The sequence below is a fragment of the Yoonia sp. genome, from assembly GCF_017854415.1.
Taxonomy (GTDB): Bacteria; Pseudomonadota; Alphaproteobacteria; order Rhodobacterales; family Rhodobacteraceae; genus Yoonia.
The window spans coordinates 1-13382 of record NZ_JAFMHR010000092.1; the positions used below are offsets into that span (position 1 = coordinate 1).

The 13382-nt window shown below is 54.6% G+C and carries 16 protein-coding genes, 1 tRNA gene and 2 pseudogenes; 9 read left to right on the forward strand and 10 right to left on the reverse strand.

What is annotated here, in order from left to right; translation table 11 throughout:
• Positions 1-179, forward strand: a pseudogene (locus tag QZ197_RS10955) (putrescine ABC transporter permease PotI); the annotation flags it as partial.
• A gap of 56 nt (positions 180-235) precedes the next feature.
• Here the strand turns inward: QZ197_RS10955 and QZ197_RS10960 are convergent.
• From QZ197_RS10960 to QZ197_RS10975, 4 genes are all read right to left on the reverse strand, one after another.
• Positions 236-312 (reverse strand) — tRNA-Arg (locus tag QZ197_RS10960).
• Between the two features lie 46 nt (positions 313-358).
• Positions 359-1771: a HAMP domain-containing sensor histidine kinase gene (locus QZ197_RS10965; RefSeq protein ID WP_296431988.1), complete on the reverse strand. Its 1413-nt coding sequence runs from the start codon at positions 1769-1771 to the stop codon at positions 359-361.
• A 19-nt stretch (positions 1772-1790) separates the two neighbouring features.
• Positions 1791-3209: an FAD-dependent oxidoreductase gene (locus tag QZ197_RS10970; RefSeq protein WP_296431989.1), complete on the reverse strand. Its 1419-nt coding sequence runs from the start codon at positions 3207-3209 to the stop codon at positions 1791-1793.
• Positions 3210-3212: 3 nt separating this feature from the next.
• On the reverse strand, positions 3213-3944 hold the full coding sequence (locus QZ197_RS10975; protein ID WP_296431990.1) for a VTT domain-containing protein: 732 nt from the start codon (positions 3942-3944) through the stop codon (positions 3213-3215).
• A gap of 286 nt (positions 3945-4230) precedes the next feature.
• On the opposite strand from QZ197_RS10975, the gene rpmH reads away from it, so the two are divergent.
• Genes rpmH through yidD form a run of 3 tightly spaced genes read left to right on the forward strand, consistent with a single transcriptional unit; the run spans position 4231 to position 4989 of the window.
• Positions 4231-4365 (forward strand): 50S ribosomal protein L34, encoded by a 135-nt coding sequence (gene rpmH, locus QZ197_RS10980; RefSeq protein WP_296431992.1) that lies wholly within the window; start codon positions 4231-4233, stop codon positions 4363-4365.
• 13 nt (positions 4366-4378) lie between these two features.
• Positions 4379-4771, forward strand: a complete 393-nt coding sequence (gene rnpA, locus QZ197_RS10985; protein ID WP_296431993.1) for a ribonuclease P protein component — start codon at positions 4379-4381, stop codon at positions 4769-4771.
• Positions 4768-4989: a membrane protein insertion efficiency factor YidD gene (yidD, locus tag QZ197_RS10990; RefSeq protein ID WP_296431994.1), complete on the forward strand. Its 222-nt coding sequence runs from the start codon at positions 4768-4770 to the stop codon at positions 4987-4989. Before rnpA ends, yidD begins: the two co-directional genes overlap by 4 nt.
• A 5-nt stretch (positions 4990-4994) precedes the next feature.
• On the opposite strand, the gene QZ197_RS10995 is transcribed toward yidD, so the two are convergent.
• Positions 4995-5531, reverse strand: a complete 537-nt coding sequence (locus QZ197_RS10995; RefSeq protein ID WP_296431995.1) for a DUF3833 family protein — start codon at positions 5529-5531, stop codon at positions 4995-4997.
• Between the two features lie 345 nt (positions 5532-5876).
• Here QZ197_RS10995 and QZ197_RS11000 point away from each other — a divergent pair, with 345 nt between their 5' ends.
• Both QZ197_RS11000 and QZ197_RS11005 read left to right on the forward strand, forming a co-directional pair.
• Positions 5877-7451: a substrate-binding domain-containing protein gene (locus QZ197_RS11000; protein ID WP_296431996.1), complete on the forward strand. Its 1575-nt coding sequence runs from the start codon at positions 5877-5879 to the stop codon at positions 7449-7451.
• Positions 7452-7643: 192 nt separating this feature from the next.
• Entirely contained in the window at positions 7644-8249 is a 606-nt protein-coding gene (locus QZ197_RS11005) for an outer membrane lipoprotein carrier protein LolA (RefSeq protein WP_296431997.1), read from the forward strand.
• A 55-nt stretch (positions 8250-8304) separates the two neighbouring features.
• Here the strand turns inward: QZ197_RS11005 and QZ197_RS11010 are convergent, their stop codons facing one another.
• Together QZ197_RS11010 and QZ197_RS11015 are read right to left on the reverse strand one after the other, a co-directional pair.
• Positions 8305-8892, reverse strand: a complete 588-nt coding sequence (locus tag QZ197_RS11010) for a transglycosylase SLT domain-containing protein (RefSeq protein WP_296431999.1) — start codon at positions 8890-8892, stop codon at positions 8305-8307.
• Between the two features lie 76 nt (positions 8893-8968).
• Positions 8969-9850, reverse strand: coding sequence for an AEC family transporter (locus QZ197_RS11015; protein WP_296432001.1), 882 nt, complete (start codon positions 9848-9850; stop codon positions 8969-8971).
• 82 nt (positions 9851-9932) lie between these two features.
• Here QZ197_RS11015 and hspQ point away from each other — a divergent pair, with 82 nt between their 5' ends.
• Entirely contained in the window at positions 9933-10259 is a 327-nt protein-coding gene (hspQ, locus tag QZ197_RS11020; RefSeq protein ID WP_296432002.1) for a heat shock protein HspQ, read from the forward strand.
• On the opposite strand, the gene QZ197_RS11025 is transcribed toward hspQ, so the two are convergent.
• Positions 10256-11095 carry a fumarylacetoacetate hydrolase family protein gene (locus QZ197_RS11025; protein ID WP_296432003.1) on the reverse strand — a complete coding sequence of 280 codons (840 nt, stop codon included), beginning with the start codon at positions 11093-11095 and terminating at the stop codon, positions 10256-10258. The two genes, hspQ and QZ197_RS11025, sit on opposite strands and share 4 nt — an antisense overlap.
• A gap of 118 nt (positions 11096-11213) precedes the next feature.
• On the opposite strand from QZ197_RS11025, the gene yaaA reads away from it, so the two are divergent.
• Both yaaA and QZ197_RS11035 read left to right on the forward strand, forming a co-directional pair.
• The gene (yaaA, locus tag QZ197_RS11030) at positions 11214-11984 is read left to right on the forward strand and encodes a peroxide stress protein YaaA (protein ID WP_296432004.1); all 771 of its coding nucleotides are present in this window, start codon (positions 11214-11216) and stop codon (positions 11982-11984) included.
• Positions 11985-11989: 5 nt separating this feature from the next.
• Positions 11990-12763 (forward strand): aspartate dehydrogenase, encoded by a 774-nt coding sequence (locus QZ197_RS11035; RefSeq protein ID WP_296432006.1) that lies wholly within the window; start codon positions 11990-11992, stop codon positions 12761-12763.
• On the opposite strand, the gene QZ197_RS11040 is transcribed toward QZ197_RS11035, so the two are convergent.
• Positions 12760-13053, reverse strand: coding sequence for a Dabb family protein (locus tag QZ197_RS11040; RefSeq protein ID WP_296432005.1), 294 nt, complete (start codon positions 13051-13053; stop codon positions 12760-12762). The genes QZ197_RS11035 and QZ197_RS11040 overlap by 4 nt on opposite strands.
• Positions 13054-13116: 63 nt before the next feature.
• A pseudogene (locus QZ197_RS11045) lies at positions 13117-13382 on the reverse strand (acetyl-CoA C-acyltransferase); the annotation flags it as partial.

A 13382-nucleotide genomic window follows, 5' to 3' on the forward strand; every position in this document is an offset into this window, starting at 1 on the left:
CGACATTGCCAATCAAAGTGTTCAGTTCAATCCGGCTTGGGGTTAGCCCAGAGATTAACGCGCTTTCAACAATTCTGATTCTGATTGTGACTGTTGGCACCGTGGCCGCGTCGTTGACCACGAAACGTGCGATAATGCGCAGGCAACGGGCAGAACAGATGGCCGATCAATCTCATTAATTGCGGGTCCAAGGGCCAACCAATAAAAAAGCCGCCCACGAACGGGCGGCTTTTTATGGTGGACTGGGGAGGATTCGAACCCCCGACCCCTTGATTCGTAGTCAAGTACTCTATCCAACTGAGCTACCAATCCACGAGGTGCGATTTAGCTGTGCTGACGCGGTGATGCAAGTACCAAATCAGATTCTTTCTAATTCGATTGCAGGTGCCAGCGCGAGGTCCGCTTTGGGCAGCTGGATGACAAAGGTCGTACCCCCTTCGCCGGTTTGTTGTAGCTCTAACCGTCCGCCGTGACCGCGCACCAGATCGGCGGCAATGACCAGTCCCAAACCAGCACCACCTTTACGCACACCGCCTTGGAAGGGCTGGAACAGATGTTCTTGTGCTTTTTTGGGCAGTCCAGGTCCGGTATCGGTGATTGCAATCTTCCAGACCTGATCGTCTTCGGTGGCTTGAATGCCGATTTCGCCTGCGATGCCTGTCGCCATGATCGCTTGGCGGGCATTGCGAACGAGGTTGAAAATCGCGCGGAACAACTGTTCGCCATCGGCGCGCAGGGTCATTGTAGCCGGAATATCTTCGGCAAATGACAACGGGTAGTCGCCCGCGGCCAAGCGTTCGCTGTCGATGACATCTGCGACGATCCGCGACAGGTTCACCCGCGATAGCGCAGGCGCAGGTTCATCGACGCGACCAAACACAAGCGTCGTTTCACACAGGTTCACAGCCCGCGTAATAGACCCAACAAGTTTGGGGGCCATGCGTTTTACCAGCGGATCGTCTGACGATTCGATGCGGTCTGTGAACAATTGCGCCGATGTCAGGATATTGCGCAGATCATGGCTAACCTTGGCCACTGCGCCGCCCAGTTGCGCCAGTCGTTCCTTTTGCTTCAGTGCGCCTGTCAGTTGCGTTTGCATCATCTGAAGGGCCTCTTCTGCGTCGCGCAGCTCGCGGACCCCAGCGCTTGGTGTGATGATCTGGCGGGCGTCTTCGGGGGCTTTGGCATAGGCTTGCATATGGGTCACGACCCCTTTGATCGGGCGCACCAGAAAAATCTGCACAGCAAAGAACAGCAAGCCAGCCGTGATAACCGAGATAAACGCGGAGAGAAGCAAAATGTTGAGCCCGTATGCCCACAAAGCATCCCGCAGGGGCATTTCATCCATCGTTACTTCGATAAGCAAACCGCCGTCGCGCACTGGGTTGCCGATCACGCGGATGACGCCATCTTCGGCGTTTAGCATCGTCCCAAGCGCGTCTGAAATCAGCGTCATGCTGCTAGGATTGCGCATGTCATAGGTCGCTGTGATCGGTGATGGAATAGGCGACGACAGCGCCAGTTGCCGGATTTCATCGCGGCGCAGCACGACGTTATAAACTTCGGCGTTGCGCAGCAGTTCAGCTTCAAGTTCGCGGCTGATCATATCGTCAGCCTCTAGGGCCAAAGACGCGATTTGCGCGCGTTCAAGACGCGCTAGCAAATAGTCCTCACGGAACCGCGCGACGGATGGCACAAAGATGAAAATCTCGGCCAGCATCACGAAGATCACCGTGAGGATCAGAAAGCGACCTGAAAGTGAGTTGGTCATGGTTCCTCGCGCAAAGGACTTATGGCAGCCACCGCTGCACAAAGCCGACAATACGCTTTACCTTGTCACTTTCAAAAAGTCTTGGACTAAAGTAAGCGCCCGCCGCCCGTTTGTTAACTTCGCTTACGGTCGGGTAGGGCAGGACAGTGTTCGCAATCGCGGACATTTTCATGTTGTTGGCGATGGCCATGGTCCACATACCGATCAATTCGCCCGCCATTGGACCTGCTATTGATGCACCCACGGGACGGCCTTTGACGACCATAACCTTGATCAAACCTTTGTTCTTGCGTTCCGCGATTAGGCGGTCGTTGTGATGGAAATCAAAGCGAACGACTTCCAAACGGGGGCCAAACTTCTTTTGCGCTTGTGCCTCGGTTAGACCGACTTGAGCCAGTTCAGGGTCGGTATAGGTCGCCCAAGGAATGTGGCTTGTTTTTTGCTTGGATGGCAGGCCGAACAGCATGGAACGGATCAGAACACCTGCATGATAACCTGCGACATGGGTGAATTGCAGACCACCAGCAACGTCGCCAGCGGCGTAGACCTTTTTGTTCGTGATAGACCGCAGATTGTCACCAACCTTTAGCCCTGCGCGGTCATGGGCGATCCCGCCCGCATCCAGATCAAGCTTGTCTGTGTTCACTTTTCGCCCAACAGCCATGAGCAGATGCGAGCCTGTGAAGTCGCCCTTTGGCGTATGGACAGTGATCGTTTTGCCCTTGCCGCTTATCTTCGCGGCTTGCGCGTCCTCGATGATGTTGATGCCTTCGGATTTGAGGTTCTCCAGAACAATCGCGGCCATTTCGGGATCGTCTTTGCCGAACGCTTTTGCACCTTCGATAACTGTGACTTCACAACCAAGGCGAACGTGCGCTTGGGCCATTTCCATGCCGATAGGACCGCCGCCAATAACGATCAGGTGCTTTGGCTTTTCGCGCAGATCAAAGATGTCTTCGTTGGTGTAATGCTTGACCGTGTCCAGACCCGGAATAGGCGGCACAAACGGACCAGAGCCTGTGGCAACAACAAAGCGGCGCGCCTCGATGATCGTGTCGCCAGCTTGCACTTCGGTTTTGGAAATGAATTTACCGAACTCGGAAATGACGTGCACGCCAAGGCCCTCGAAACGCTCGACGCTATCGACAGGGGCAATTTGGGCGATCACATCGTGCACATGGTCTTTGGCGGCAGCGTAATCGACCTTAGCCGTAACTTCGCCGACGCCGTACTTTGCGCCATGCGACATGGCATGTGCTTGTTTGGCGGAAGCGATCAGCGCCTTGGACGGAACACACCCATAGTTCAGGCAATCGCCGCCCATCTTATGACCTTCGATTAGAACCACTTTGGCGCCCATCTGGACCGCGCCTGCCGCAATCGACAAACCGCCAGAGCCGCCACCGATAATGCAAATATCTGCTTTAATCCGGTTCATGGTTCAAAGACCTTTCTTGCCGCGCAGGGCGTTGATGGCGATTGGCAGGGCGGCAAGGACGCACAGGCCGATGATGGGAAAGATGATTTGCGGCTCGAAGATGATGCCAAGGTTCGGGGTCTCTCCTCGGGCGAAAACTTCGCCAAGGCCTGCGCCGACAGAGGTGTAGACGACCGATCCGGGGATGATGCCAAAGAAGGTCGAAATCACAAAGCGATGCAGCGGGACCTCTAGGAATGACGGGATCAGGTTAGCCAGAAAGAATGGAACAGCAGGGACCAAGCGGATCAGAAACAGCATCGACCATTGGTTTTCATCAATGCCGTCTTTGATTTTCTTCACGGCCCCGTCGGAATTCTCGAGCTTCTTGCCCAGGCTTTCGCCAAACCCCCAACGGGCCGCTAAAAAGATTGCTGTCGCACCGATTGTCGCGGCGGTCATATTGAACAGCGCGCCGGGGAATGTCGCAAACAAGAACCCGCCGGTGAGCGTGGCAATTGTTGCGCCGGGCAGCGAAAAGGCGACGATCACGACATACGAGGCGATAAAGACCAACACTGTCAGAAAGTAGTTTGCATCACGAAACGCGATCAGGCTTTCGCGGTTTTCGGCCAGCGCATCGAACGTCAGGTAGTCGCGCAGAAAATACGCACCGAGGACCGTCACGATCATGATCGCGATCAAGGGAAGCTTTTTTAACAACGGGTTGGCGGGTGCATCTGTCATATCGGTCATCTTTTCGTCCTATGGGTGTGTCTTTGGTTGAGGTGTAGATGGACCTAACCCCGCCGCAGCGATACCCACATCACAGCCCATTGATGCAAAGCACCCCTGATGTTTCAGTTTTCGGGTTTCGGGCGTGATGAGTGAAACATTTGCTAGCCCCGAAATGTGGAAAATGTTGCAGTTTCATCTCGGTCATTGCGTTGACACGGCCCTTGGCCCTCTCTAAAGGACAGGACTGAAATGTAGTTCGGCTTCGAATCCTTTTTGGATTTGGCCACCAACCGGAGGACACGCGATGAAGCGTACGTTCCAACCATCTAACCGGGTTCGCAAGAACCGCCACGGATTCCGCGCTCGTATGGCCACAAAAGCTGGTCGTCGGATCCTGAATAATCGCCGTGCCAAAGGCCGTGCGAAGCTAAGCGCGTAAGCGCTTTTCTGGTTTGACAGATTTGAAACCGCCGGTTGGGCCTGATGTAGGTTCTCCGGCGGTTTCCGTTTGTCTGGAGGTTCTGAAGAATCGCTCTGATTTTGTGCGCGCTTCGAACGCTCGCCGCCAAGGTACCCCCGGTATTCACCTGCAGGGCCGCAAACGCGCGCAGGAAGAGGCAGTGGGGATTCGTGTCGGCTATACTTGTTCCAAGAAAGTAGGCAATGCTGTCGCGCGCAACCGCGCGAAACGCCGCTTGCGCGAAGTCGCCCGCATCGTGTTGCCTGAAATGGGTCGCGATGGCTGGGATTATGTTTTGGTGGGTCGCAAAGACCTGACAGCGTCCCTACCTTTTGAAACACTGCTGGCCGATATGCGCCGCGCTATGAAAAAGGTCCACGGATGAACCCATTTGCCTACATCGTCTCGCTGCCGGTTCGCGCCTACCGGATGATTCTATCGCCTTGGGTCGGGATGAGCTGCCGCTACCACCCCACCTGTTCGGCCTATTCGCTTGAAGCGTTAGAAAAGCACGGCGCGATAAAGGGCAGCTATCTGACCGTCCGTCGAATCCTACGCTGCCATCCGTGGGGTGGATCGGGGATCGATAACGTCCCCGACTAAGGCGCCTATTCTTTCTCGAACGAAATCGTCACGACACCGATGTCCAGCCCGTACCGTTTGACATAAGCAAGGTTCAGCAGACGGTCATCAGACAGCAGCCACATCCAATCGTCAAACGTGACCCGCAAAGTTTCGGTTTTGCCAGTGGCCGACGGGATCGGCAGATCAATCTCGTATTTCCAGTTAAAGCGGTCACCGTCTTCAATGCCTGTTGCTTCGCCGATGACACCGGGGGCTGTGCCTGTCCAAGTATCATCGCCGGTTTTAACCAGTGTCCAAATTCGTTGCTCGGTTGATCCGTCTTCATAAACAAAATCTTCGACCAACCGCAGTCGCGTGCCGTCCCAATCGCCATTCAATGTAACCACAAAGCTGCGGCGCACAGTGCCAAGTATGTCTTGGAACTGTCCGTAGGCCACCAGTTCGCCGTCAAAGAATTCCTCAAGGTTCAGCTTGCGATCGCTCAGGCTGGGATCATCAAACGATGGTTTTCCGGTGCAGGCAGCAAGCAGGATAAAGGCGGCGGCAAGGATAAGGCGCATTGGTTTCTCCGATCAGTTACCCTTGATACGCGCGGGGAACCCGTTCGGATGCAAGGCAAATTGCAGTCGCCAGACAGATTCTCCCCAAAGGAATCGGATTGCCGCCTAATCCGCGCTATTTTTAAGGGGAAATGCCTGATTGTGGCAACACTGTGCCGCACGTTGTCGCATTGCGTGGCAAGCCTGTCCTGATTTCCAATGAAATAAGGGCTGCCCTATTGTTGCGCAAAACGGTACAATTTAGCGATAAATCGGTTAATCATCCAAGTTTTGCCAGCTTTGGATGGTCTAGTTACCTTAAGAAGGCTGAAAACGCCCTGACAGATTGCTGGAGCAAAGATGATGATGAAGTTGACAAAAATTGCTACGATGCTGTTGTGTACCGCCGCGCCCGTCGCGCTGTTTGCGCAGGATGTTACCCTGCAATCCCCGGATGAATTTATTAGCGTCGATGGTCAGATCGTTGGCTTCAACGGCGTGATGTTGCGCGTGCAGACAACTGTTGGCGCTGTCAGCGTTCCCGCTTCAGAGGTGATTTGCTTCGGAGATGGGTGCCTCGAGATTATCGCCTCCAATAATTTCGGTCTGACTGCAGATGCTTTTCAGTCAATTGTTACCGATAGCGGTGCAGAAGTAGTAAGCGGCTCGGGCGATCTGCAAGTCGCGTTTGCAGCGCCAGCGTTCAATACACTTTATGCCACAGCTGTCGGGGCTTTCGCCACGTCAGGCGCGCGCGCACAGATCGCGGGTGACGGTACACTGACCTTGCAAAACGATTCTGATACAGCAACGCTGACAGCCACAGATGATGCGGCCTCTGCAAATATTGTCATTGAAACAGTTTCCCTGAACGGGACGACGCCGCAGGCATATGCAAATGCGTTTGGCTGGGCAGGTGGCGGGGCGTTAACCCACCAAATGGTCGGTCTGCAGTCGTTTTCTGTGCTTGTTGCACCGAATGCCGGCATTGACAGTATCTCTATGAATGATCTTGCCCGCGTTTACGCTGGCGAAGTTACCAACTGGTCGCAAATTGGCGGGGCGGACATGAACGTCTTGGCGCTCCAACTACCAACGTCTTCGCCGTTGCGCGCCCAAATGGAAGCTTTGGTGATGGCGCCAGCAGGCAAACGCATTGCTGGCAATGTGCTGACGATGTCAGACGAGGCAGGAATTTCTGCCTCAATCAATCAGTTCCCCGGCAGTATCAGCGTTGTGAGCACACGGGCAGCGGACGTCGATATGACTGTGCCCGTTGCAGGATCATGCGGCATAGCCGTTGCTGCGACGCCGTTTAACGTTAAATCCGGCGATTATCCACTTATCCGGCCAGTGATGGCGACGTATGATGCCCCTTCAAACCTTACTCTTGTAACTGAGCTGTTTGATTTTGCGTCGACAGACACTGTCCAGGATATGCTGGCAGGCGAAGGCTTCGTTAGTCATATCGCGTCGCTGCAGGATAGCGCCCTGAAGAACGGTCGCCTTAGCCAATTGTTAGGTGCATCATTGGATGATGCACAGCGGGTGGCCGCAGCCGAGATGTTCCAGGTGCTCTTTAATGCAGACCGCATGTCGCCGACATTGACAGGCGGTGCAGCTAGCGGTCCAGAGGGCGCATGGAATCGTGCAATGATGCAAGATTTGATTGCAGCATTGAGCGATCCGGCCAACGCAGGCCGCGAAATTATTTTCGTAGGCATTGGTCAAAGTTCTGCTGATAGCCAAACGGCAATCAACGCTTCAATTGCAGCGGCTGCAGAAATGCAGGCAGCGTTGGTTGCAACCGCCGCCGATGTGGTTGCGGCGGGTAACTACACGTTGTCCAGCTATGGCTTTGGCGATGTGTCGCCCGCAACTTGCATCGACGGCCAGGTTGCAGGCCCCACATATACCCGCGTCGAGGTTTGGATTCGCTAACCCCGATCTTCATTCATTCCCAAGTGAAAGTCGCGCTGGTCCCTCTGGCGCGGCTTTTTCTTTGGGCAGTTGGTATCTGCGGCGTGGTTATCGACTAGCAGGCGGCTTGATATCGCTTAGCGCCAAGTCACATGTTGTTGTCTGAGATGTCCAAAGGGTGCAAACAAGCGCCCAAACACTTAGGTAGAGCATATGACAAAACGCATCATCTATATCGTCTTCGCCGCAGCACTTGCCCTTTACGCAGGTGCGGCATCCGCGCAACCGCTTAGCTTGGCGCAAATATCTGGGTATCTGAACCAGTTGGAGACCGCCCAAGGCGGGTTCACGCAGATCAATCCAGACGGCACGCTATCGACCGGTCAGATCTATATCAAACGCCCGGGTCGTATCCGGTTTGAATATAACCCACCTGCAGAATCTATGGTTTTGGCAAGCGGCGGACAGGTGGCCATCTTTGATCCCCGCTCGAACACAGGACCTGATATCTATCCGCTTAGCCGGACCCCGCTGAGCATTATCTTGGCACCAAACGTCGATCTTGATCGTGCGCGAATGGTCACGAATGTCGTTTCTGACGAAACGTCTACGTCAGTAACAGCACAAGACCCCGATAATCCAAATTATGGCAGCATCCAGATGGTGTTTACCGCCGCACCGATCGAGTTGCGCCAGTGGATCGTCACAGATGATCTGGGGACCGAAACCACAGTGATTTTGAATGATCTTGTGTCAGGTGGGGCGATCAATAGCGTCCTTTTCAACGTCCAAGAAGAGATCCGCAAACAAGGCAACTAACCTTGCACCAGAACGAAAAAAGGCGGCCCCTTGTGGCCGCCTTTTGTCATTCTGACTAGCGTTTGCGACAAGACCTAAGTTGCTGGTCATACATCAGTGCGCGCTGCTCAACCTCGCCTGCAATGCGGATCAGCCAGCTTTTTGATCGCCATGTGCCACGCAGAAACCCTGTGCGTCCGTCATGATAGGCAAGGTATTGATTGCGCGTATCGGTGATCGGCACGCCAGTTTCTTCAACGGTCAACGCCATGTACCAGCCCATAAAATCAGCAGCGTCGTTAATGTTTTCGCGGCGCGCACGGCGCTTGTTCTCGCGCTGTTGGTACTCTTCCCACGTGCCGTCTAGCGCCTGACTATAGCCAAGTGCAGACGACTGTCGTCCTACTGGAATAACACCCAACGCAAAACGATGTGGTGGCCGATTATTGCCGATAAACTTACTTTCTTGATAGATGATCGCCATCATCGCGGGCACAGGAACCCCGTATTTACGTTCCGCCGCACGGAACGCGCGTAGATATTCTGGGCGCTCTGACACGATGTTACAAGCGTTCTCAAGGTCGCGCGGTGCCGAGAAATTACCCGAAGCCCCGCAGCTACCCAAAAACAGTACACATGCCATAGCGCGAAAGATTCTGCTCATCTGCCTCTCGCTTTTCTTTTATTTTTTTCAAGCATAGCGCGTTTGGGGCGGTCTGGGAATCCCAAAGGCAACCCACCTAGATCACAAAAGCGAGGATCACAGGCAACGCCAGCACCGAAAGCAAGGTCGAAGCGACGACCAACCCCGCCACAGGCTGCGCATCTGCCCCGTATTTTTCCGCCAAAAGATACGACGTGACCGCGACTGGCGTTGCCACCTGCACGATCAAAACGGCTGCAGCGATAGGTTCCAGCCCGAACCACCATGCGGCCAACCAAGCGGCACCAACGCAAATAAACACCTTGATCACCGACAAGATCACTGCGCGGGTCATCGCTTTGGTTTCTAACCGCGCAACGGCCACGCCAAGTGTGATCAGCATCATTGGGATCGCCATTTGCCCGATCAATTCGATCGCGTTGGTCAGGAATTCCGGCGTTTCCCAGCCCTGCCACAAGAACAGTGCACCCAGCAATGTGGCTGCGACCAATGGCTCTTTGATAACGCGGCGCAGCGATCCACCGCCCGCGACCATCCAGATGCCAACTGTGAACGACAAAATCGCCATGACCGCAAAGACGACGACCGCATAACCCAACCCAATTTCACCGAATGCAAACAACGCCAACGGCAAGCCCAGATTGCCGGTATTTCCGAAAATAAGCGGCGCCAAATAGGTTTGCATATCAAGGCGGGCAACTTTAACCACGATAAAGCAGCCAATCATAACAAGGCCGTAAGCCACGAATGCGGCTAGCGACAATGCAGCCAAGGCCTCTGGTTCGACGTCGGTTTTCATCAGCGCCACAAAAATCAGGCAAGGCACCGAAAGGGTCATCGCGAGGCGTGTGACGAATTCGACGCGATACTCAAAACCCATCTTAACCCAAGCAAAGCCAACTGCCGCGAGCAGAAAAACGGGGGCCGTGATGTTCAAGACTGTAAGCGCTAGGTTCACAGACTGTTTCCTTCAATTATGCCTGCAAGGCGTGGACTTTGCGCGCACAGCAGCGATATACGGGGAGTGGGACAAGGGTTAAATGTTTAAAACACGTGCAAAATATCATCTAGGCCAAGTGGTCCGCCACCGCAAACATCCCTTTCGGGGTGTGGTTTTTGACGTGGATGCCATGTTTTCGAACACTGACGAATGGTACAACGCCATTCCAGAGGACAGCCGCCCCAAAAAGGACCAGCCATATTATCACTTGCTGGCCGAAAACGACCAAAGCTTTTACGTGGCTTATGTGTCCGAACAGAACCTTGTCGCAGACTATTCTGGCGAACCGGTCGATCACCCAGATCTGGATGATCTTTTTGGCCCATTCGAGGACGGCCTCTATCCGTTGCAGGCCCAGTTGAACTAATCCGAGAATGCGATCACGTCATGGCGCATTGTGCCAAGACCTGCGATCTGTGCCGTTACAACATCCCCAGCTTTCAAAAACCGCGGCGGTTTATATCCGTAACCGACACCAGGGGGCGTTCCTGTCAGGATCAAATCGCCCGGATGTAACGTGATGAACCGGCTGACGTGTGCGACGATCTGTTTGACCGAAAAAATCATCGTCGCCGTGTTCCCGGTTTGCATTTGTTCGCCGTTCACCTCGAGTGACATGGCAAGGTTCTGTGGGTCCGGCACTGCGTCTGTGGTCACTAGATAGGGGCCAACCGGCGCAAAGCTGTCGGCGGATTTACCTTTGACCCAATGCCCGCCATAGGCCATCTGGAAATCCCGCTCTGATACGTCATTGGCCATGCAGAACCCTGCGACGTGATCCAATGCATCCGCTTCGCTGACGTTCAGCGTGCGGCTGCCGATAACGATGCCCAGCTCGACTTCCCAATCAGTCTTTTCAGCGCCTTTGGGGATGACAATTGGGTCGTTAGCACCCGTGACGTCACAAGCTTTCATGAACAAGATCGGATGTTCGGGGATCGCCATGTTCATTTCCGCCGCGTGGTCGTAGTAGTTCAGACCGATGCAAAAGATACGGCGAACGTCATTTAAGAACGGGGCATGCGTTCCTGCAATCCGGGGCAGGTCGCTGTGGTCTATCGCTGACAAGATAGCCAGTGCCTCGGGTGCCAGTGTTTCTGCCGTGACATCAGATATATGACCTGACAAGTCACGTAATGTTCCATCTGCGTCCATGACGGCAGGTTTGATTCCATCGTTGGTTTTGATCCGACACAGTTTCATCGCTGGCTCCTTTTGGCTCAGTCACAATTGATAGGGCCAAGAGTTGCGCAGCGCCAGAGGGGTGGTCAACGCTGTCCGTCATGTTACATCGTTTGCGAGACCCCAAAAGGACGCCCAAATGCTTGTAGTTGTTTCGCCCGCCAAATCACTGGACATGGACCCCGTCGATGTGCTCGCCACCGCCCCTGAATTTCAGGAAGACGCGGTGCGGTTGTCCAAAACTGCGCGCAACCTGACCCTTGGGGAACTGAAAGGTCTGATGAGCATTTCGGATGATCTGGCACGGTTGAACCGTGATCGGTTCAAGGCGTTCTCAGCGGAACCTGCACCACACACCACCAAAGCTGCAGCATTGGCGTTCAACGGTGATACCTTTCAGGGGCTAGAGGCGAAAACCCTGTCTGAAGATGACCTCGCATGGGCGCAAGAGCACCTGCGCATTCTCTCGGGGTTATACGGTCTGCTGCGCCCATTGGACGCGATCCAACCGTACCGTCTGGAAATGGGCAGTCGTTTGAAAACGCGGCGCGGCAAGTCACTTTATGACTATTGGGGCGACACGATTGCCAAGGCGCTGAATACGCAGGCTGATGCAGTTGCGACGGATACTTTGGTCAATTGCGCCAGTCAGGAATATTTCGGGGCGGCAGATCGCAAGGCGCTGAAACTGCGGGTAATCACGCCGGTCTTCATGGAAGTGAAAGACAACAAGCCTCGCATCGTCAGCTTTTTTGCCAAGCGTGCAAGGGGTGCGATGGCGCGGTTTATCGTTGAAAACCGTGTGACCGAAGCGGACGGGATCAAGAATTTCACCAGCGGCGGTTACGCCTACGACCCTGACCTCTCTGAGGGTGACAAATGGGTTTTCTTGCGCGAATACCCGAGCTGAACGCGATGAAAGTCGCAATCATCGGGCGTGGCGCGATTGGCCAATACGTGCGCGCGCAGTTGGCTAAACACGGCATTTCAGAAATCGCCCAGATCGTGCGCCCGGGGCAAGAATCTGCTTCGCAACCACCCTGCATTTCTGATGTACGAAACCTGCCAGAGCGGCCTGATCTGATCGTGGATTGCGGCGGCCATGCCGCATTGGCTGAACACGGATCTGTTGCTTTGGGTTTGGGGATTGATGTCCTGACTGTATCACTTGGTGCTTTGGCTGATCCAGCGTTGGAGGCCGCACTGACTGCCTCTGCTGAAGCTGGAGGGTCTCGCCTACACCTGACCAGCGGTGCTATCGGTGGACTTGACGCGTTGCGTGGCGCGCGTGCTGGCGACATCACCAAAGTCACTTACACAGGCCGCAAACCACCCAAAGGCTGGGCGGGTTCACCTGCCGAAAACGTGCTCGATCTTGATAGCTTGACCGAAGCGACTGCGCATTTCACCGGAACCGCCCGCGCGGCAGCGCTCGCTTATCCCAAGAACGCGAATGTTGCGGCTGCCGTGGCCTTGGCAGGTATTGGATTTGACGCAACCGAAGTAGCGTTGATCGCTGATCCCGACGCCACCGCCAACATCCACGAAGTGTACGCAACGGGCGCATTTGGCAGCTTTCATTTTACGATTTCTGGAAATGGATTGCCTGAAAACCCGCGCAGTTCGGCATTGGCAGCGATGAGTATCGTGTCGGAATTGGGAGAACGCAAAAAGCGGATCGGCTTTTAGAAATCTGCCGCAATCCGCATGTCGCGCAACGGACGCACTGCTTGTATTGAAGCCTCGTAAAGCGGATGTGCTTTGTAGGCGGCCAGGGCCTTGGCGCTCTCGAATTCAGCGTAAACGATCACATCCACCTCTGACGATAATGTGTCACTTTGGGTGTTCTGACGTACTTCGAACAGGGACGCGTCGGGAATGCCTGCCAACAGCTCTAGCCCTACCACGATTTCCGGCAGGTCTGCTTTGTCTTTGGCGCTAAAGAAAACAACGTGGCGCAAGGTGGGGCGGTCAGACAAAGGGCTTAGCTTTCAAATCTAAAAAGATGCCCGTTTCAAACATGCCCGCCCGCCCGCTGCAAGTTAGATGCGCTCAATCGCAAGCGCGATGCCTTGACCACCACCGATACACATCGTGATCAACGCGCGTTTGCCGGCCGTGCGTTCAAGTTCATACATCGCCTTTATCGCAATGATTGCACCAGTCGCACCCACAGGATGGCCCAACGCAATTGCACCGCCATTGGGGTTCACACGGGCAGGGTCGAGACCGAGTTCTTTGGTGACCGCCAACGCTTGCGACGCAAAAGCTTCGTTGCTTTCGATCACGTCAAAGTCGCTCGCAGACA

Excerpts from the sequence above, each read along its gene's own strand:
- QZ197_RS11035 (WP_296432006.1), top strand. The coding sequence starts at position 11,990 with ATGAAAGTCGCAATCATCGGGCGTGGCGCGATTGGCCAATACGTGCGC.
- QZ197_RS11010 (WP_296431999.1), bottom strand. The coding sequence starts at position 8,892 with ATGAGCAGAATCTTTCGCGCTATGGCATGTGTACTGTTTTTGGGTAGC.
- QZ197_RS11005 (WP_296431997.1), top strand. The coding sequence starts at position 7,644 with ATGACAAAACGCATCATCTATATCGTCTTCGCCGCAGCACTTGCCCTT.
- QZ197_RS10965 (WP_296431988.1), bottom strand. The coding sequence starts at position 1,771 with ATGACCAACTCACTTTCAGGTCGCTTTCTGATCCTCACGGTGATCTTC.
- QZ197_RS11000 (WP_296431996.1), top strand. The coding sequence starts at position 5,877 with ATGAAGTTGACAAAAATTGCTACGATGCTGTTGTGTACCGCCGCGCCC.
- hspQ (WP_296432002.1), top strand. The coding sequence starts at position 9,933 with ATGTTTAAAACACGTGCAAAATATCATCTAGGCCAAGTGGTCCGCCAC.
- yidD (WP_296431994.1), top strand. The coding sequence starts at position 4,768 with ATGAACCCATTTGCCTACATCGTCTCGCTGCCGGTTCGCGCCTACCGG.
- rpmH (WP_296431992.1), top strand. The coding sequence starts at position 4,231 with ATGAAGCGTACGTTCCAACCATCTAACCGGGTTCGCAAGAACCGCCAC.
- QZ197_RS10995 (WP_296431995.1), bottom strand. The coding sequence starts at position 5,531 with ATGCGCCTTATCCTTGCCGCCGCCTTTATCCTGCTTGCTGCCTGCACC.
- QZ197_RS10970 (WP_296431989.1), bottom strand. The coding sequence starts at position 3,209 with ATGAACCGGATTAAAGCAGATATTTGCATTATCGGTGGCGGCTCTGGC.
- QZ197_RS10975 (WP_296431990.1), bottom strand. The coding sequence starts at position 3,944 with ATGACCGATATGACAGATGCACCCGCCAACCCGTTGTTAAAAAAGCTT.
- yaaA (WP_296432004.1), top strand. The coding sequence starts at position 11,214 with ATGCTTGTAGTTGTTTCGCCCGCCAAATCACTGGACATGGACCCCGTC.
- QZ197_RS11025 (WP_296432003.1), bottom strand. The coding sequence starts at position 11,095 with ATGAAACTGTGTCGGATCAAAACCAACGATGGAATCAAACCTGCCGTC.